This window comes from Arsukibacterium sp., assembly GCF_018402695.1.
Classification (GTDB): Bacteria; Pseudomonadota; Gammaproteobacteria; order Enterobacterales; family Alteromonadaceae; genus Alishewanella.
Genome location: NZ_JAGYIM010000023.1, coordinates 54,309 through 73,945 on the forward strand (window position 1 = coordinate 54,309; position 19,637 = coordinate 73,945).

Consider the following 19,637-nt stretch of genomic DNA (forward strand, 5'->3'; position numbering starts at 1 on the left):
AGGCAGCCCGCTACTGGCGAAAATAGCCGCGCATTTCGGGCCGCAGTTACTGACAGCAGAGCAAACGTTAAACCGGCCGCTGCTGCGCCAGTTAATTTTTAATGACCCGGCAGCCAAACAGTGGCTGGATAGCGTGATGCACCCGGCCATTCGCACTGAGATGCTGCAGCAGTTAGCCAACCTGCCGCCAGCGCCCTATGTGCTGTTAATTGCCCCGCTGCTGCTGGAGAATAAGCTGAATAAGCTGGTTGACCGGGTATTAGTGGTAGATATAACTGAACGAAACCAGCTGTCGCGTACTCTAAGTCGCGATAAGGTTAATGCCGGGGCTACTGCGAAGCAGGTGCAGGCGATTATTGCCAGCCAGATCAGCCGGCCAGAACGCTTAGCCTTAGCTGATGATATTGTCGATAATAACGGTCGACATGCGGCGGCGAAGCTGCCTACAACCGCAGGTGCAGCAGTTACATCAGCATTATTTAGATTTGGCAAAGGGTTAGCTTTGACAAAGGCTTAGCTTTGACAAAGGCTTAGCTTTGACAGAGGGTTAGCCCGGGCAGACAATTTATCACTAACATGCAGAGTTTAACCTAAATGCTGAAAGATAACCGGGCCCGCAGGTTCGGTTAAGTTTAAAACAGGCCAATTGTTCTTATGACGAACACCACCGAGATTATTTACGAGCATCCGCTGAACGAGAAAATCCGCACCTATTTGCGCCTGGAGTTTTTATTTCAACAGGTGCACAGCCAGTTAGCGCTGGCTGATGAAAACCAGCAGCAAAGTTTTTTTACCAGCCTGTTTGCGTTAATTGAAGTAATGGACCGCAACGATGTCCGCCCCGATTTAATTAAAGATATTGAACGCTGTGAAAGCCAGTTGGTGGTTTGGTCGCAGCATCCGTCGGTGTCTGATTCTAAGTTACAAACTATGTTGCAGGCCGCGGTGCGGATGCAGTCAGAGCTGTTACGCAGCGGCAAGCTGCTCGGCGGCCTGAAAGACGACAACTTTTTAGCGCCACTGCGCCAGCGTTTCAGTATTCCTGGTGGTTGTTGTTACTTTGATATGCCCCAGCTGCAATATTGGTTTAGTTTACCGCTGGCCGAACGCCAGGCGCAGGCAGAAGACTGGCTGCAACAGGTGGCGCTGGCCGAGCAGGCTATTCGGTATGTATTAACCTTTATCCGGGAGCGCAGCCATTACCAGGATGTGCTGGCCGACAATGGTTTTTATCAGCAAAATGCTGAGCAGTATGAGTTGCTGCGGATTAAATACCCGGCCGGCGAAGGCATTTACCCGACGGTAAGTGGCAATAAGTATCGTTATGCTATCCGCTTTATGCAGCTGGACGCCGACAGTGCCCGCAGCGCCGCTGCTAAATCCCAGCAATTTCAATTGGCGTGTTGTTAGCCCGAAAGTTTAGCTCAGCAGGTCGAGCCTAATTGCCCACACAAACACGCCATAAATACGTCCCTGTGGTTCTTTATAAACTTCATCCATGAAGTTTACCCTGCGGGCCAGCATAGCTGTTCAAATGCGCTCCCGACGCATTTGTCCGCCCGTCCAGGGCTTCAACGGTTTGTTTAGGACAATCAGACTCTCGCTCATTGGCAGCCCTTTTAGCATCTCACTTATCTGCTATACTACCCACCGGATTTTCAAGTTTTAAACAGAGTAAGCTATGCCAACTACCGTTAAATGCCCTACTTGCACTACACCGGTGATCTGGGATGCCAGTGCTACCTTCCGGCCATTTTGTTCTGAGCGTTGCAAACTCATTGATTTAGGTGACTGGGCTGCTGAGAACCATCGTATTCCGGATAAAGCGCCTATAGATGCTGACTTATCAGAACAGTATCTGGCCGAGCTGGAGCAGGAGTTTATTGCTCAGGATAACCAGTTTTTTAAAAATTAAATATTAGTAAACCATCCTATTTCGTCACATTATTTTACATTTTTATAATAGGTACAACAAAAAGCCTCATTTTTTCAATAGTTTGTTCATTGGCATATTTTGTGCTTCCAGTTGCTGTTGTGACAAACAGTCGCTGTAATAAATCTATAATGAATAACTTTCAGGAAGAAACTTATGAAACTTTTAAAACTGGCTGCAGCAGCGGCCTTATTAGGCATGGCAGGTGCAAGCCAGGCTTCAATGATTATAACGGATGGTAATGTAAAGCTTGGCGTCGATGATTACGGCCAGCTTAATGTCAGCGGTGGGGTGGCTGATGTCACCGGTTTAACCGGTGTTGGTTTACGTTATTTAGACGATGGCCTGGAGTACGAATCAACTTACCATGGTTGCTTGTGTGAGGGTTGGGGTGTAGCAGCTGACGGCATAGCGGGCTCTGCTAACAATAGTTTTGGTGCGCCGTCGGGCCTTAGCCTGGTGAGTTTTGACAGCACGGCTTCAACAGCCACCTCAGTAACTACCATGGGTGGCTTGCTGCAAATAACCCACGATTTTGCCCTGGCAGCAGAAAGTGACAACTTATACCGGGTAGCAGTAACCATTGAAAATATCAGCGGCGCCGATATTGCTGAGCTGCTGTACCGTCGTACCTTTGACTGGGATACCTCACCTACCCCATTTGACGAGTTTGTCACCATTGGCGGTACCGCAGGCGCCAGCGCCGTATTAGCTGCAAACGAGAATGGTTTCTGTAGCTCAGATCCAACTGTTTCCTGTTCCTCTATTTTTGGCAATACCGGTGATTTCACTGCTGCCGGGCCGGATGATATTGGCTCTAACTTCGATTTTGATTTTGGTGCCTTACTGGCCGGTGAAAGCTACACCTTTGAAATTTTCTATGGTGGCGCGGCTAACCGCAACGCAGCGTTAAGTGCTTTAGCCAGTGTTGGCGCTGAGGTGTATTCACTGGGCTGGTCTGGTTTAGACGCAGATCAGGATGGATTTGGTGATGCCAACGGCGAAATTACCCCAACCTATATTTTCGGTTTTGCCGGAGTTGGTGGTACGGTAATTATTGATCCAGACGACCCGGTTGCTGTACCAGCACCTGCCAGCGCGCTGCTGTTTGCAAGTGGTTTACTGGCACTGTTTGCCCGTCGCCAACGCTATGCTAAGCTGTAACTCAGTTATACTGAACACAGCAATAACAGCAATATAAGTACTGTTGTTATTGTATGTACTGATAAAGCCTTGCTGTATTGCAGGGCTTTATTTTTTAACGAGTAACAGCGCTTAGCCCAACAAGCCTTTTTAATGGAATAAAATCATGGCAACCTTTAAATCTTACCCGCCCTTAATTCGAAAAACTGTTTCCACAACTTTCCTGCTGCTGTCGGCTCTGGCCTGTTCAGCTGCTAGTGCTGCTGAAACTAAACCTGAAGTAACTGAATTTGGCGACTGGCGGTCGGTATGTAAAACCCAATGTGTTATTGCCCAGGGTCTGCAAAACCCTGAACAACCGGCCATTATTTACTCCAGCCAGATTTCGTATGTTAACGAAAGCAGTGATCCTGTATTGCAGCTTAATTTACCACTGGGTATCTATCTGCCACCGGGCGTGGCAATTGATATTGGCGAAAACAAGCACAGAGTACCGGTAACCGTATGCTTGCCAGAGGGTTGTAAAGTATTGCTGGTATTAAGCCCGGCCATAGTAAAACAACTGCAGGATAACGCTGCCTACACGGTACAGCTGTTTGTAACCGAGCAAAGCCCACGCCAGCTGAAGTTTTCATTACGGGGCTTTAGTGATGCGCTGGCCAGTTTAACGGCAGATAAAACGTAAATACCAGGGCACCTTTATTAAAAATAGCAAGCGCCGCCGTTACAAAAAGCGCTGTTGTAATTGCTGCACTATTGGCTGGTTGGCATCGGGAAAGGTGATAGTGGCCAAGGTCGCTGATGTCAACCCACTGCAGTGGCTGGCCTTCCAGCCCTGTGGGGTACCCGTAAAATCGGTAACCAGCCAGATATCCAGCGTGACCTGACGCTCCGGATAGGTATAGTTAAGCAGCATAAAAGGTTCAGCCTGGGTTACGGTGATAGCCAGTTCTTCTGTTAACTCACGGTCTAACGCGGCTTCGACAGTTTCGCCCTGCTCGACTTTACCGCCCGGGAATTCCCATTTACCACCCTGATGCTGCTTGCTGCTGCGCAGCGCCAGCAATACTTGCTTTTGCTTGAGAATAACGCCCACTGCCACATGAAGTTGCGGCAGGGTGTCAGCTTGCTGGCTGCCCATGTTAGCTGTGCCTGGCAAAGCATCAGCTGAGTTTGCCATGACACTGTTTATATTTTTTACCTGAGCCACAGGGGCATGGATCGTTGCGCCCCACTTTGTCGCCATCGCGCACTACCGGTGTCGGCATGGCATTTGCGCCAGCTGCTGCAGGCGCCGGGGCGGCTGCCGTGGCACCACCCATCTGGCCGGCTTCGTCATGCTGATAGTTATGCGGTACCGCATCGGCCTTGCGGCGTTGCTCTTCAACAGCTTCGACATCTTCAGCCGCTTTAACCTGAACCCGGCTTAGAATACCGATAACGTCTGTTTTCAGCTCGTCCAGCATATTTGAGAACAATTCAAAGCTTCGCGTTTGTATTCCTGCTTCGGGTTTTTCTGGGCGTAACCACGCAGGTTAATGCCCTGACGCAGATGGTCCATCGCGGCTAAATGCTCTTTCCAGTGGGTGTCGAGACTTTGCAGCATTATGGCTTTTTCAAACTGGCGCAGTACTTCTACCCCAACCATCTGCTCTTTGTGCTTGTAGCCTTCGCTAAATTCCAGCTGAATTTTATCGCGCAGTTTTTCTTCAAACAGTTTTTTGTCATCAGCCAGCCATTGGCTAACTGGCAGATCTAAGGCAAAGTCGGCTTTTAAGCGCTGCTCCAGCCCCGGAATATCCCACATTTCATCTAATGATTGTGGCGGAATATACTGGCTGATCACTGAGTCGACCACATCTTCGCGAATGGCGTTGACGGTCTCGCTGATGTCAGTGGCATCTAACAATTCGTTACGCTGCTCGTATACTACTTTGCGCTGATCATTGGCGACGTCATCAAACTCCAGTAATTGCTTCCGGATATCGAAGTTACGGGCCTCTACTTTGCGTTGGGCATTTTCGATGGCGCGGCTAACCCACGGGTGTTCAATGGCTTCGCCTTTTTCCATGCCTAAGCGGCGCATCATGCCAGCCATCCGGTCGGAGGCGAAAATGCGCATTAACGCATCGTCCAGCGACAGATAAAAACGTGAAGAACCCGGATCGCCCTGGCGGCCTGAACGGCCGCGCAGCTGGTTGTCGATACGGCGTGATTCATGGCGCTCGGTACCTATTATATGTAAGCCACCGGCCGCGATAACTTCATCGTGGCGCAGTTGCCAGTCGGCGGTAATTTTCGCGACAGCTTCGTCGGTTTTATTTTCCAGCGCCGCTAATTCAGATTGCAAGCTGCCGCCCAGCACAATGTCGGTACCCCGACCTGCCATGTTAGTAGCAATGGTAACGGTGCCCGGACGGCCGGCATCGGCAATAATTTGCGCTTCATTTGCGTGAAACTTGGCGTTCAGTACCTGATGCTTAATTTTGGCTTTGTTCAGTAAATTAGACAGGTATTCAGAGCTCTCAATCGAGGCAGTACCTACCAGCACCGGCCGCTTAGCATCGCGGGCCTTGATAATGTCTTCAATAATGGCGTTGTACTTATCTTCAGCGGTGAGGTAAACCAGGTCGGCCATATCGTCACGCACCATAGGGCGGTTGGTCGGCACAACAATGGTCTCCAGACCATAAATTTGCTGAAATTCAAAGGCTTCAGTATCAGCAGTACCTGTCATACCGGCCAGTTTGTCATACAAACGGAAATAGTTCTGGAAGGTAATAGAGGCCAGGGTCTGGTTTTCGTTCTGAATACGCACGCCTTCTTTGGCTTCGACGGCCTGGTGCAGACCTTCTGACCAGCGGCGGCCTTCCATCGTACGGCCGGTGTGCTCGTCAACAATAACAATTTCGCCGTCTTTTACCACGTAGTCGACATCGCGCTTAAACAGCTGATGCGCCCGCAGCGCAGCATACACATGGTGTAACAGGGTAATATTGGCAGCAGAGAATAAGGTATCTTCTTCGCCGATCATCCCGGCTTCGCGCAGCATATCTTCTACTTTGATCTGGCCTTGTTCGGTTAAATATACCTGGCGGGCTTTTTCATCAACGGTAAAGTGACCATCGCCATGATTACCCTCTTCGTCTTCTTTGTCCTGCTTTTCCAGTTGCGGCACCAGGGTATTAATTTGTTTATACAGCGCGGAGCTGTCTTCCGCCGGGCCGGAGATAATCAGCGGGGTACGGGCTTCGTCAATTAAAATTGAGTCAACTTCATCGATAATGGCAAAGGCTAAATCGCGCTGCACCCGGTCTTGCGGCGAGAACGCCATATTGTCGCGCAGGTAGTCAAAACCAAATTCGTTATTGGTGCCGTAGGTAATATCGGCCTGATACGCCTGTTGTTTGGCCTGATGGGGTAAGCCCGGCACGTTAACGCCGACGGTTAAGCCTAAGGAAGCTGAACAGCGGCTCGTTAGTTTCGGCATCGCGCCGTGCCAGATAGTCGTTAACGGTAATAACGTGCACGCTTTTGCCGCTTAACGCATTCAGGTAAGCCGGCAAGGTCGCGGTCAGGGTTTTACCTTCACCGGTACGCATTTCAGAAATACGCCCCTGGTGCAGCACTATACCGCCCAGCAACTGCACATCGAAATGGCGCATTTTAAACACCCGGGTGCTGGCTTCACGCACCGTAGCGAACGCTTCGGGTAAAATGTCTTCCAGCGTGGCGCCGTCTGCTACCCGCTGCTTAAACTCAGCCGTTTTCTGCTTTAAGGCTTCATCGGACAATGCCTGGTATTCGGCTTCCAGAGCATTAATTTGCTTGACGTACTTCTGCTGTTTCTTCAGGAAACGGTCGTTACGGCTGCCAACTAATTTGGCGAAAAATTTTCCAAACATTATCCAGATACCATTTAAGTTAAAACTGCTTTGCAGCCCTGGCCAGGCCAGTTATTTATTGTCGTTGTGATTTACTGCCTGCCGGTAAAGCGGCTATTGGCAGAATATGGTGCCAACCGGGGTAAGTTTCAAGCCCGGCGAACTGTGGCAGCACCGATAAAACCTGTTACACTAAACCGGCCTGCTGTTAAGCCCGTTAAGTAAGCTGTTGATGAAACGCTATAGCCATAAACCCGAAGATTTAACCAAGCTGTTTGGCCAGAGCTCGCTGGCTTTGATGCAGCAACAGTATGAACTTGTTCGCAAATTAAATACCGAGCTATGCCATATTTTGCAGCTGGAACAACTGAGTTTTTGTCAGGTGTCGAGCATTAATGCCGGGCGGGCGGTTATTTTATGTCAATCGCCAGGCTGGGCTAACCGGTTAAAGATGCAGCGCGATGCCATTCTAGACAATTTCAGGCAAAAAATCTTGCCTGATTTAGCCGGAATCGATATTGAAGTGTCGCCACACGGCCAGATTGCCCGGCCGGAAATAAAAACCCCGGCCAAAGCGCCTGCTAATACTAAACAATCTGATTTATCGGACAGCGCCCGCGCCTCACTGCAACAGGCACTGGAACACAGCGACGACAAAGTAAAACAAGCACTGGCCCGGCTATTGGCCAAATAAAAAGGGTCGGAGTGAATAAATTATTCACTCCGACCCTTTTATTGCTTTAGTTTATTCACTCTGACCCATTTTTTTTAATGGGAAAGTAAATATCAGGCCAGTTGCGGTGCCAGATAGGAAATAGGCATGTGGGCTTTATCTTCAAAGCTGACAAATTCCCAGTTTTCCTGCTCGGCTAAAACGGCGCATAATAGCTGATTATTTAAGGCGTGGCCGGTTTTGTACGAGATAAACTCGCCCAGCACACTGTAACCTGCCATATATAAATCACCGATGGCGTCGAGAATTTTATGTTTGATAAATTCGTCTTCGTAGCGCAGGCCGTCCTGGTTTAATACCCGGAACTCGTCCAGTACCACGGCATTGTCGAAACTGCCGCCTAACGCCAGGTTGTTGGCCCGCAGGTACTCGATATCATGCAAAAAGCCAAAAGTACGGGCGCGGCTGATATCTTTAATAAAGCCGGCAGCCGAAAAGTCCATTTGCATCCGCTGCGTGGTTTCAGCAATAACCGGGTGGTCGAAGTCGATGGCAAAGTCGATTTTAAAACCGTGATGTGGCCGGATTTCAGCCCACTTGTCACCGTCTTCCACCCGCACGGTGCGCTTAATTCTAATAAATTTCTTTGCCAGTTTCTGCTCGCTGATGCCGGCTTCCAGCAACAGGTATACAAACGGGTTGGCGCTGCCATCCATAATCGGGATTTCAGCTGAGTCGACTTCAATAATCAGATTGTCGATACCCAGGCCGGCAACCGCAGCCATTAAATGCTCGGTGGTAGACAGGCGCACGCCTTGCTCGTTGATCAAACAGGTACACATTACCGTGTCACCAACCATTTCTGGGGTAACTTTAAAGTCGACTATCGGATCCAGGTCAACACGACGGAACATAATGCCCGTGTTGTCAGGTGCAGGCCGGAGAGTGAGCGTAACCTTTTCACCCTTGTGTAACCCTACACCAATAGTACTGACTGTTTTAGCGACGGTACGTTGTTTAATCATAATTTCTTCCTGCTCAAATTTTAAGCAATCACAAAATGGCGGCGAAGCTTAGCACAACTTCAGCAGTTTTACCAATTTACTGGCTAATTCTGCAGACAGTTATGGTGCCTAATAGCAACTGAACAGCAGCTTAACTTCAACTGTTGCTAATATTATTCTCTTCACCAGGCGTACGCCAGACATTTTACTGCCGGCCACAGCAGGCGGCTTAATCTGCCTGCTTGCGTAAAAACGCCGGGATATCAAAAATATCGATACCACCTTTGCTTTCCGGCTGGGTTTTAGTCTGCACGGCTTCGTCTTTTTGCAGATTAGCCGCCGGTGCCGCATGACGCATAGTATTACCCTGCTGCACATAGGCTTGTACCGGCTCAGCACGATGACTTGGTACCAGGCTGATATCGGGCCGGCGATCGGCACCAATACCGGTCGCTACTACCGTTACCCGCAGCTCGTCGTGCATTTCCGGGTCGATAACCGCACCCACTACGACAGTAGCGTTTTCAGAGGCAAAGGCTTTAACCGCATTACCGACAATTTCGAATTCTTCAATGCTGATATCCAGGCCGGCAGTAATGTTAACCAGAATGCCTTTGGCACCAGACAAGTCGATATCTTCCAGCAACGGGCTGGAAATAGCCTGCTCGGCAGCTTCTTCAGCACGATCCGGGCCTGACGCGCGGCCGGTACCCATCATCGCAGTGCCCATTTCAGACATAACAGTACGTACGTCAGCAAAGTCGACATTGATCAAACCGGGCCGGGTAATTAATTCGGCAATACCCTGCACGGCGCCCAACAACACGTTGTTAGCCGCTTTAAACGCATCCAGCAGGCTGGTGCCTTTACCTAATACTTTTAACAGCTTGTCATTCGGGATGGTGATCAGCGAGTCAACATATTTGCTCAGCTCCAGAATACCTTCATCGGCATAAGCTGTACGCTTTTTACCTTCGAACGGGAACGGCTTGGTGACTACGGCAACCGTTAAAATACCCAGCTCGCGCGCGACTTCAGCCACGATTGGCGCCGCACCGGTACCGGTACCACCGCCCATGCCGGCTGCGATAAAAATCATATCCGCGCCCTGCAGGGTTTTCTTGATGGTTTCGCGGTCTTCTTCCGCTGAACGCCGGCCGATTTCCGGATTAGCACCGGCACCTAAACCTTTGGTGACACCGGCACCTAATTGCAAGGTAACATTGGCAGACGAATTACGCAGCGCCTGGGCGTCGGTATTCGCCGCGACAAACTCCACGCCTTCGATATTGCTGGCAACCATATACTCGACTGCGTTACCGCCGCCGCCGCCAACACCTATTACTTTAATTACAGCTTCTTGGCTGTGGTTTTCCATTAACTCAAACATAGCTCTCTCTCCGTTTTTACGCTCTTTAAAACTCACCTTTGAACCAGCTGCTGATTTTTTTCAGCAAGCTGCTAACTGGATCGCGGCTTTGGGCCGCGTTTTTTTGCTGGGCCCGGACATCCTTGCCATACAGCAACAACCCAACTACGCTGGCGTAGGCCGGGTCTTGTACATACTCTTTCAAACCGCTGACATGCATCGGCTGGCCAACCCGGACCGGCATCTGAAACACGTCTTCGGCAAACTCTACTGCACCTTCCATTTTCGAGGTACCGCCGGTTAACACTAAGCCAGCAGCAATTTGCTCTTCAAGGCCGGAGCTGCGAATTTCTTCCAGCACCAGCTCGAATAATTCGTGGTAGCGCGGCTCGATAACCTCGGCCAGGGTATGGCGTGACATTGACCGCGCCGGCCGGCCACCGACACTGGGTACTTCAATACTTTCTTCTTTGCCTACCATGCTGCGCAGGGCACAGGCGTACTGCACTTTAATATCTTCTGCATGGCTGATTGGCGTGCGAAAGATTTTGGCAATATCACTGGTAACCTGGTTGCCGGCTACCGGAATAACGGCGGTATGGCGCAAGGCACCATTGGTATAAATGGATAAATCGATGGTGCCGCCGCCCATATCGACCACACAAACCCCCAGCTCTTTTTCATCTTCGGTTAATACCGCATAGCTGGAGGCCAGCGATGAAAAAATTAGCTGATCGACCGCTAAACCGCAGCGCTCGACACACTTTTCAATGTTTTTCGCCATATCGTTGGCGCAGGTAATAATGTGAGCTTTGGCTTCCATTCTTACGCCTGACATGCCAATCGGGCTTTTAATGCCTTCCTGCATATCAACCGAGAACTCCTGCGGCAACACGTGCAGCATGCGTCTCTCTGCCGAGATAGGCACCGACTTTGCGGCGTGAATCACGCTGGCGACATCGTCGGCGGTGACTTCAGTATCATTAATCGGCACCATGCCGCTTTCGTTCTGGCAGCGGATATGTTTGCCGGTGATACCTAAATACACTGATGAAATCTGACAATCAGCCATCAGTTCGGCTTCATTAATGGCCCGTTGCACGGCTTGTACCACCAGATTAAGGTCATTAACGCCGCCTTTATCCATACCGCGCGAGGCATGGGTACCCACGCCGACAATACTGAGCCGGTTATCCGGGGTGATCTCGCCCACTACCGCTTTTATCTGAGCAGTTCCGATGTCTAACCCTACGATCAAATCTCGTTCTATCGACTTTGTCATGCTTTTCTCTTTGGCTCCGTATTGGCATAACGCACGGCAATGCCGGTGTCATAGCGCAAATCGACTTCAGCTAATTCCTGTTCCCGATGGCCTTGCATGACCGGGTACAGCTCAATAAAACGTTGCAACCGCTTCATGGTGTCCTGCCGCCCCAGCTGCAGTGCCAGGCCATCCTGTAATTGCAGCCGCCAGGAAAACCGCTCGGTTAACCACAGTTGCTCAGCGCTAAACTGATGCAATTGCAGCAACGCTTGCATATGGCGAAACATTGTCAGGGCATCCTGCTCACTGCCCTCTGGGCCGTGGAGCCGGGGCAAGGCCGGGATCAGCTCGCTTAGCGGGGCGATAAATAACTCCCCTTTATTATTGAGCAAGTGCTGCTGATTCCAGACTGCGACCGGCTGCTGCTCTGTCACAACCACCACCAGCGTATCGGGCCATTGTTTGCGCACGGCTGCCTGATACACCCAGGGTTGTTGCTGCAGGAACTGCTGCACCTGATCAACGTCCACCCGAAAAAAATTACCGACATATTCCTGTTGCAACTGCTGCTGCAGCGCTGCCTGCTGAATATGCGTAAAATCGCCATATAACCGCACCTGTTTAATCGGTGCACCCTGCTGGCTTTGCAGCCAGCTATAAACCTGGACTCCACCCCAGCTCAGCAGCGCCAGTGCCAGCACGAAAAACAACAGACCGCCGATAAAGCCCGGCCTGTGGTTTAGTTGGCTGAAGTACTGACGCAAGCTCATCTAGTTACCTTGCTCTGTTTTACTGTCTAGTGTTTGCTGCAAAATGCGCAGCACCAGCTCACTGAAACTTAAGCCGGCGGCTTTTGCCGCCATCGGCACCAGCGACTTTTCTGTCATGCCCGGTACCGTATTGACTTCCAGTAAAAAGTGTTCGCCCTGCTCGTTCAGCATTAAATCAACCCGGCCCCAGCCCGACGCACCCACTGCTTTAAATGCAGCCAGCGCATCGGCTTGCATGGCGGTGGTTTGCTCTGCGGTTAATGGTGCCGGACATAAATACTCGGTGCTGTTAGCCTGATATTTTGCCTCATAGTCGTAAAAGGCCCGCGGCGTGCGCATTTCCACTACCGGCAGCACCGTATCGCCCAGAATCGAAATGGTAAATTCGCGGCCGTTAATCCAGCGTTCGACTAAAATTTCACTGTCATATTTCAGCGCTGCGCCGATGGCCTGCTCCAGCTCCGCTGCCGTGCTGGCCGCGCTCATGCCAATACTCGACCCTTCATTGGCGGGCTTAACCATTACCTTGCCGCCCAGCTGCTGCAGTAAACCGGCATAGTCAATAGTGTCGTTGTGCACCACAGCAAACGGCGCTGTCGGCAGCTGCTGCGCTAAAAATAACCGCTTGCAGCGAATTTTATCCATGGCCAACGCCGATCCCAGCACGCCACTGCCGGTATAAGGCAGGCCCAGCAACTGCAAGGCACCCTGCATGGTGCCATCTTCGCCACCGCGGCCATGCAGCACAATAAATACCCGCTCAGCTTTTACTTCGCTCATAAGCGCCGTTAACGGCTGTTCCGCCGGATCAAAGGCCACGGCATTAACGCCAGCTTGCTGTAAAGCGCTGAGCACCGCTTTGCCTGAGCGCAGCGACACCTCACGCTCGGCAGAATGCCCGCCAAACATCACGGCGACTTTGCCAAAGTTGCTCATGCTGCACCCTCCGACAATTGCTTCAATTTGTTAATGTCCAGCCGGGTTGCCGCCAGCTCCTTCACCAGACTGCCAATATTGCCGGCGCCCTGGGTCAGCACGACATCGCCATCTTGCAACACCTCGGCCAGCGCACCGGCCAGCGCTTTCGGCTCAGCCACATATACCGGCTCTAACTGACCACGAGCCCGGATAGAGCGGCATAAATTGCGGCTGTCAGCGCCAGCAATTGGCGCTTCGCCGGCAGAGTACACTTCCAGCAATAACAGTTTGTCGACACTGGACAGCACCTGAGTAAAATCTTCATATAAATCGCGGGTGCGGCTGAAGCGGTGTGGCTGATAGGCCATCACCAGCCGTCGCTCTGGCCAGGCACTGCGCACCGCAGCAATAGTAGCGGCCACTTCAGTCGGGTGATGACCATAGTCATCAATTAACAGTACTTTGCCGCGGCCGCTATCAAACTCACCGTATTGCTGAAAACGCCGGCCAATACCTTCAAACTTACCCAGTGCAGCCAGAATGGCCTGCTCGCTGATCCCTTCATCGGCGGCCAGCGCAAAAGCTGCGGTGGCGTTTAAGGCATTGTGTTTACCCGGCAAGTTCAGTTGAACTTCGCGCTGGTTACCGGCAGGGTCAGTAATCACAAAAAAGCTGCGGGTGCCCTGCTGGCTGAATTCAGTGATTTTATAGTCGGCATCATCGCTGAAACCATAGGTCAGCACGGTGCGGCCTATCGATGGGATAAGATCACGCAATACTTTATCGTCAATGCACAACACCGCCATGCCATAAAACGGCAGGTTATGACAAAATTCCAGGTAGGTGTCTTTCAGCTTTTCAAAGTCCCCTTCATAGGTGTCCATATGATCAGCTTCAATATTGGTGATCACCGTCGCCATTGGCTGTAAATGCAGGAATGACGCATCGCTTTCATCTGCTTCGGCAATTAAATAACGACCGGCACCTAACCGGGCATTGGAGCCGGCTGAATTCAGTAAGCCACCAATTACAAACGTTGGGTCGGTGCCGGCTTCGGCGAAAATAGACGCCAGCAGGCTGGTAGTGGTGGTTTTACCGTGCGTACCGGCTATGGCGATGCCGTGGCGAAAACGCATCAGCTCACCGAGCATTTCGGCCCGGCGCACCACCGGAATACGCTGGGCCAGCGCCGCTGCCACCTCAGGGTTAGCCGCTTTGATGGCACTGGAAACCACCACCACACTGGCACCGTCTATCTGGCTGGCATGGTGGCCAAATTTAACTTCCGCGCCCAGTGACACCAACCGTTCAACCACCGGATTAGACGCCAGATCAGAACCGGTAACCTTGTACCCTTCGTTTAACAAGACTTCAGCAATACCGCCCATACCGGCACCGCCGATGCCAACAAAGTGGATCCGCTCTACCCGGCGCATGGCCTGTTTTTTATGTTGCAGGGTGGTAATCATACTACTTGTCCTGTTACTTGCCGGCATAAAGCAGCAATATGTGATGCCGCATCGGTTGTTGCCAGAGTTCGGGCACGCTGCGCCATTTGCTGCAGCGGCGTTTTATCGGTTAACCAGGGCTGCATTATTGGCTGCACCCCCTGTTGTTCTAATTGCTGCTGTGGCAGCAGCACCGCAGCAGCACGGTCGGCCAGTACTCTGGCGTTGGCGGTCTGGTGGTCATCAATGGCACCTGGCAGCGGCACAAAAACCGCTGCGACACCTACCGCAGCCACTTCGCTGACCGTCAGGGCGCCGGAGCGGCAAATCAGCACATCGGCCCAGCGATACGCCGCAGCCATATCGTCAATAAAGGCACTGACCTGCACCTCGCAGCCGCTTGCGATAAGTGGCTGATAAGCCTCTGTTACTTCGGCGTGCATCGCGCTGCCGGTTTGATGGCGCACAGCAATACTGCCGGTTTTAGCCAGTTCAGTAAGCTGAGCCGGCAGCGCTTTGTTCAGCGCCCGGGCACCCAGGCTGCCCCCCACTATTAATATATTCAGGCCGCTGCTTGCCTGGCGGCCGGCGCGGCATTGCAGTAATTCAGCACGGATAGGGTTACCGACTAACTGGCGCTTTTGATGGCCGTTGAAGGCGTTGTCAAATGCGACCAGCACCAGCTTCGCCAACCGGGCCAGTAATTTATTGGTGCTACCGGCGACAGCATTTTGCTCATGAATTAACAATGGTGTACCGTTAAGCCAGCTTGCCAGGCCACCGGGCCCACTGGCATAGCCGCCAAAACCCAGCGCCAGGGTGGGTTGAAGCTGACGGCATACTTTTGCTGCCTGCCACAGGGCTTTTAGCAGCATCCAGGGCGCGCTGATTTTGCTGGTCAGCCCTTTACCGCGCAGGCCCGCAACCTTGATACCGTAAAACGGCCAGCCGAAACCCGGTACCAGCTGAGCCTCCATCCGGTCACTGCTGCCCAGCCAGGCAATATCCCAGCCCTCGGCAGCTAACGCCTGTGCTACCGCCTGCGCCGGGAAAATATGACCGCCGGTGCCACCGGCCATAATTAATGCCAGTGGTTTAGCCATGTTTGCCTCCACTGAGCGCATGCTTGCCTTTTAAACGTACTTCAAAATCAATCCGCAACAGTAAGGCCGCAGCCATTAACATAATGATCAGACTACTGCCACCTGAGCTGACAAATGGCAGCGTTAAACCTTTGGTTGGCAGCGCCCCGGTGGCCACACCGACATTTACCGCAGCCTGAAAGCCAATCCAGATAGCCAGCGCATAAGCCAGAAAGCCGTGGAAGCTTAATTGTTTAGCCAGCGCGCGCTGGCCTATCCACAGGGCACGGTACACCAGTACAAACAGCAGGGTCATTAACACTGCCACGCCGACAAAACCGGTTTCTTCAGCGATGACGGCCAGAATAAAATCGGTGTGGGCTTCAGGCAGGTATTCCAGTTTTTGAATACTGTTGCCCAGACCCTGGCCAAACCAGCCGCCCCGACCAAACGCCATTAGCGACTGGGTTAACTGGTAGCCGCTGCCAAAAGGGTCTGCCCAGGGGTCGAGGAATGCGGTTACCCGCTTCCAACGGTATTCGCTGTAAACGATTAGCACGCCAATTGCCATCATGCCGGTGGCCATTAGACACAGGAATTGCCAGATTTTGGCGCCCGCTAAAAACAGCAATGCTACCGCAGTGGCAAACATTACAATAACGGTGCCTAAATCAGGCTGCATCAGCAGAAGTACCGCAAACAAGAACAGCACAGCCAGCGGTTTTAAAAAGCCTTTCAGGTTGTCCCGTACTTCCTCGTGCCGGCGTACCAGATAACTGGCCAGATAAACGAAGAAGAATAATTTTGCTGGCTCTGCAGCCTGTAAGCCAATGGGGCCAAGCGATAACCAACGGGTACTGCCATTTACATTGCGACCGAACAGCAACACCGCTACCAGCAACAATATACCGAGCAGCAGCAGCCACATGTTGCCACGATGCCACCAGCTTACCGGCACCCGCAACACCAATACTGCCAGGGTCAGGCCGATGCCTAAATACACCATATGCCGGATAGTAAAGTGCAACGGATTATTAAATAGCCGCTCGGCGACCGGCATTGACGCACTGGTCACCATCACCACGCCGGTAGCCAGAATTAACAGCAACAGCGTTAAAAATAGTTTGTCATAAGGGGCTGTATCATCGCGCTGCCAGGCAGCGCTAAGACTTTGCCAAGGGTTTTGCCATACAGTTAAAGCCAGCTGCTTCATAATTTCAGCTCCTTAACCGCATTGGCGAAAAGCTCACCGCGCTGGGCATAACTTTTAAACATATCCAGGCTGGCGCAAGCCGGCGACAACAGCACCATATCGCCACTCTGAGCCAGTTTGGCTGCCTGCTGCACCGCAGCGGTCAAATCTTTTACCTGAATGGCATGTGGGTGTAACGCAGCTAGAGCCGGTCCGTCCTGCCCCAGAGTAATAAGGTGGCTGACATCACGCTGCAGTACCGGTTGCAGTTCGCTCAAATCAGCGCCTTTGGCGTCACCGCCGGCAATCAGAATCAGCTTACCGCTGATAGCAGGCCGCAGGCCGGCAATAGCCGCCAGGGTGGCACCGATGTTTGTAGCTTTGGAGTCATTGACCCAGCGGATACCCTTATTAGCCAGCACCAGCTGGCAACGATGAGCCAGACCGCTAAACTGTTGCAAGGTGGTAGCAATAGCTTCACGGCTGGCGCCTGCGCTAAGCGCTAAGGCCGCTGCCGCCAGGGCGTTAAATTGGTTATGACTGCCGGTAATGGCCAACTGATTAACCGGCAACAATGGCTCGCCGGCAACATTCAGCCATGGTTGACCTTTTAACAGGGTAATACCATAGTCGGCATCAACCAGGCTAATTGCCAGAGGAACGGCGTTACCAGCCATGGCCCCTGGATAGGTTAACGGATCGGCCTGGTTATACACCGCCAGCTGTGTGTGCTGGTATACCCGTTGTTTTGAAGCGGTGTAGGCTGCCATATCGGCATAGCGGTCCAGGTGATCAGCACTGACATTTAATAAGCAACTGGCCCGGCTTTGCAGGCTGGTTGTCGTATCTAACTGAAAGCTCGAGAGTTCCAGCACAAAAACGTCAGTGTCTTGCTGGCGGATTGCATCCAGCACCGGCAAACCAATATTGCCGGCAGCCACCGCCTTAATACCGCTTTGCTGCAGCATCTGAGCCACCAGCGTGGTGACGGTCGATTTACCATTAGAACCGGTTATGGCAATAACCGGTTTTTGATTAAAGCGGGCAAACAGTTCGATATCACCAATAATTTCAACGCCCTGGGCCTTAGCAAAGCGAAAGGCCGGATGGCTCAGTGCCAGGCCGGGGCTGACGATAATCATATCCATCTGCGCCAGACGGTTAGCGTCAAATTCGCCCAGATAAATGCCGTCCACTTTGTCAGCAGCAATCTGCTCCAGCCCGGCAGGCTTACTGCGGCTGTCCATCAATACTGGTTTTACCCCTTGCGCCAGCAAAAAGCGTACTGTGGCCAGACCCGACAGGCCCAGCCCCACTACCGCTATGCGTTTGGCGTTAAGGTTAGTATGCATTTGTTATCTCAGTTTCAGGGTCGCCAGACCCACCAGTACAAAAATGATCGATAATATCCAGAAGCGGACAATAACCCGCGGCTCTGGCCAGCCTTTTAATTCGTAGTGATGATGAATAGGTGCCATCCGGAAAATACGCTGGCCGCGCAACTTGTAAGAACCAACCTGCAGAATCACCGACACGGTTTCCATCACAAATATGCCACCCATAATAAACAGCACAATTTCCTGACGGACTAAAATGGCAATCACCCCCAGCACCGCACCCAGCGCTAACGAGCCGACATCACCCATAAAAACCTGCGCCGGATAAGTGTTAAACCAGAGGAAACCCAGGCCGGCACCAATCATTGCAGCGCACAGCACCACCAACTCACTGGCATAAGGCAGATAAGGAATATTCAGATAGCCGGCAAAGTTAACGTTGCCGCTGGCATAAGCAATAATGGCAAAGGCACCCGCCACCATAATAGTCGGTACTATTGCCAGGCCATCCAAACCATCAGTCAGGTTAACCGCGTTACTGGTGCCAACAATCACAAAGTAACTGAGCGCCAGAAACAACAGGCCAAGTTGTGGCATCACATCTTTTAAAAAGGGCACCAGCAGTGCCGTTTCGGCGGGACGCTCGGCTGTCATATACAAAAACAATGCGGTGACAATGGCGAAAACAGACTGCCAGAAGTATTTCCAGCGGGCAATCAGGCCTTTTGGGTCTTTGCGGATCACTTTACGGTAATCGTCGATAAAACCGATAGCACCAAAGCTGACCAGCACAAACAACACCACCCAGACATATTTATTGCTGAGGTTTGCCCATAACAAGGTACTGATCAGAATAGAGCCCAGGATAAGCAACCCACCCATGGTAGGTGTGCCCTTTTTCGAAAAATGACTTTCCGGGCCGTCACCGCGCACGACCTGACCAATTTGCATTTTCTGCAAACGGGCGATCAGCAGGGGACCAAAATACAAACTCAAAAATAATGAGGTTAACACGCCCAGGATTGACCGGAAGGTCAGATAGCTGAACACATTAAAAAAGCTAATGTATTGGGTTAAATATTCGGCTAACCACACTAGCATGGGCTACGCTCCTGCTGACATCGTTCTAGCAAGTCCTGCACTACTAACTCCATTTTCGCACTACGAGAGCCCTTAACGAGTATGGTGACATTCTGCTGGGTTTTAATTAGCGGTATCAGCCGGTCTAACATCGACTGCCGCGAGCTGAAATGTGAGCCTTGTCCGTTGAACAAGTCACTTGCGCTCTGTGATAACACACCCAGGGTGAATAACAGATTAATCCCGGCAGTTTTGGCGTATAAACCTATTTCTTCATGGTATAAACGAGCATTGGCTCCCAGTTCAGCCATATCACCCAACAGCAGTACCCGATAGCCCGGATAACTGGCCAGTAAGTCGATTGCTGCCTTTACTGATTCAACATTGGCGTTATAGCTGTCGTCTATCAGCTTAATATTGCTGTTAAGTTCTATAATATTAGTGCGACCTTTTACACCGGCCATCTGCGCCAGCCCCAGCTGCACATCACTGAGTCTGGCCCCCACCGCCAGCGCAGCCGCAGCAGCAGCCAGTGCATTA

At 51.7% G+C, this 19,637-nt stretch carries 18 protein-coding genes and 1 pseudogene; 6 read left to right on the forward strand and 13 right to left on the reverse strand.

Translation table 11 applies throughout. The features are described from left to right. The first annotated feature begins 49 nt into the window (after positions 1–49). The 5 genes from coaE (at position 50) to KG631_RS15350 (ending at position 3,761) form a co-directional block, all read left to right on the forward strand. Positions 50–517 carry a dephospho-CoA kinase gene (gene coaE, locus KG631_RS15330; protein WP_301003917.1) on the forward strand — a complete coding sequence of 156 codons (468 nt, stop codon included), beginning with the start codon at positions 50–52 and terminating at the stop codon, positions 515–517. A 137-nt stretch (positions 518–654) separates the two neighbouring features. Then, positions 655–1,410 (forward strand): cell division protein ZapD, encoded by a 756-nt coding sequence (gene zapD / locus KG631_RS15335; protein WP_214000545.1) that lies wholly within the window; start codon positions 655–657, stop codon positions 1,408–1,410. A gap of 271 nt (positions 1,411–1,681) precedes the next feature. Continuing rightward, complete coding sequence (yacG, locus tag KG631_RS15340; protein WP_214000546.1) at positions 1,682–1,915, forward strand: DNA gyrase inhibitor YacG; 234 nt, start codon at positions 1,682–1,684, stop codon at positions 1,913–1,915. Between the two features lie 174 nt (positions 1,916–2,089). Further along, positions 2,090–3,097: a hypothetical protein gene (locus tag KG631_RS15345; RefSeq protein WP_214000547.1), complete on the forward strand. Its 1,008-nt coding sequence runs from the start codon at positions 2,090–2,092 to the stop codon at positions 3,095–3,097. A gap of 145 nt (positions 3,098–3,242) precedes the next feature. Beyond that, positions 3,243–3,761, forward strand: a complete 519-nt coding sequence (locus tag KG631_RS15350) for an invasion associated locus B family protein (protein ID WP_214000548.1) — start codon at positions 3,243–3,245, stop codon at positions 3,759–3,761. Between the two features lie 39 nt (positions 3,762–3,800). On the opposite strand, the gene mutT is transcribed toward KG631_RS15350, so the two are convergent. Together mutT and secA are read right to left on the reverse strand one after the other, a co-directional pair. After that, positions 3,801–4,256 (reverse strand): 8-oxo-dGTP diphosphatase MutT, encoded by a 456-nt coding sequence (mutT, locus tag KG631_RS15355; RefSeq protein ID WP_301003884.1) that lies wholly within the window; start codon positions 4,254–4,256, stop codon positions 3,801–3,803. Then, positions 4,240–6,981: pseudogene (gene secA, locus KG631_RS15360) on the reverse strand (preprotein translocase subunit SecA). The gene mutT and the pseudogene secA overlap by 17 nt, the downstream one beginning before the upstream one ends. Positions 6,982–7,192: 211 nt before the next feature. On the opposite strand from secA, the gene KG631_RS15365 reads away from it, so the two are divergent. Then, entirely contained in the window at positions 7,193–7,654 is a 462-nt protein-coding gene (locus tag KG631_RS15365) for a DciA family protein (protein ID WP_214000549.1), read from the forward strand. 92 nt (positions 7,655–7,746) lie between these two features. On the opposite strand, the gene lpxC is transcribed toward KG631_RS15365, so the two are convergent. The 11 genes from lpxC to KG631_RS19000 form a co-directional block, all read right to left on the reverse strand. Then, on the reverse strand, positions 7,747–8,658 hold the full coding sequence (gene lpxC, locus KG631_RS15370; protein WP_214000550.1) for a UDP-3-O-acyl-N-acetylglucosamine deacetylase: 912 nt from the start codon (positions 8,656–8,658) through the stop codon (positions 7,747–7,749). Between the two features lie 208 nt (positions 8,659–8,866). Next, positions 8,867–10,027 carry a cell division protein FtsZ gene (gene ftsZ / locus KG631_RS15375; RefSeq protein WP_214000551.1) on the reverse strand — a complete coding sequence of 387 codons (1,161 nt, stop codon included), beginning with the start codon at positions 10,025–10,027 and terminating at the stop codon, positions 8,867–8,869. 25 nt (positions 10,028–10,052) lie between these two features. Then, positions 10,053–11,288 carry a cell division protein FtsA gene (gene ftsA, locus KG631_RS15380; RefSeq protein ID WP_214000552.1) on the reverse strand — a complete coding sequence of 412 codons (1,236 nt, stop codon included), beginning with the start codon at positions 11,286–11,288 and terminating at the stop codon, positions 10,053–10,055. Then, positions 11,285–12,040, reverse strand: coding sequence for a cell division protein FtsQ/DivIB (locus tag KG631_RS15385; RefSeq protein ID WP_214000553.1), 756 nt, complete (start codon positions 12,038–12,040; stop codon positions 11,285–11,287). The genes ftsA and KG631_RS15385 overlap by 4 nt, the downstream gene beginning before the upstream one ends. Further along, complete coding sequence (locus KG631_RS15390; protein WP_214000554.1) at positions 12,041–12,976, reverse strand: D-alanine--D-alanine ligase; 936 nt, start codon at positions 12,974–12,976, stop codon at positions 12,041–12,043. It abuts the gene before it with no gap. Continuing rightward, a complete protein-coding gene (murC, locus tag KG631_RS15395; RefSeq protein WP_214000555.1) occupies positions 12,973–14,427 on the reverse strand; it encodes a UDP-N-acetylmuramate--L-alanine ligase in 1,455 nt (484 codons plus the stop codon). Before murC ends, KG631_RS15390 begins: the two co-directional genes overlap by 4 nt. Beyond that, positions 14,424–15,509, reverse strand: coding sequence for an undecaprenyldiphospho-muramoylpentapeptide beta-N-acetylglucosaminyltransferase (murG, locus tag KG631_RS15400; RefSeq protein ID WP_214000556.1), 1,086 nt, complete (start codon positions 15,507–15,509; stop codon positions 14,424–14,426). Before murG ends, murC begins: the two co-directional genes overlap by 4 nt. Continuing rightward, complete coding sequence (gene ftsW, locus KG631_RS15405) at positions 15,502–16,701, reverse strand: cell division protein FtsW (protein WP_214000557.1); 1,200 nt, start codon at positions 16,699–16,701, stop codon at positions 15,502–15,504. The genes murG and ftsW overlap by 8 nt, the downstream gene beginning before the upstream one ends. Beyond that, positions 16,698–18,032 carry a UDP-N-acetylmuramoyl-L-alanine--D-glutamate ligase gene (gene murD, locus KG631_RS15410; protein ID WP_214000558.1) on the reverse strand — a complete coding sequence of 445 codons (1,335 nt, stop codon included), beginning with the start codon at positions 18,030–18,032 and terminating at the stop codon, positions 16,698–16,700. Before murD ends, ftsW begins: the two co-directional genes overlap by 4 nt. Before the next feature lie 3 nt (positions 18,033–18,035). Beyond that, positions 18,036–19,118, reverse strand: coding sequence for a phospho-N-acetylmuramoyl-pentapeptide-transferase (gene mraY, locus KG631_RS15415; RefSeq protein ID WP_214000559.1), 1,083 nt, complete (start codon positions 19,116–19,118; stop codon positions 18,036–18,038). Next, a complete protein-coding gene (locus KG631_RS19000; protein WP_301003919.1) occupies positions 19,112–19,561 on the reverse strand; it encodes a cyanophycin synthetase in 450 nt (149 codons plus the stop codon). Before KG631_RS19000 ends, mraY begins: the two co-directional genes overlap by 7 nt. Between the last annotated feature and the right edge of the window lie 76 nt (positions 19,562–19,637).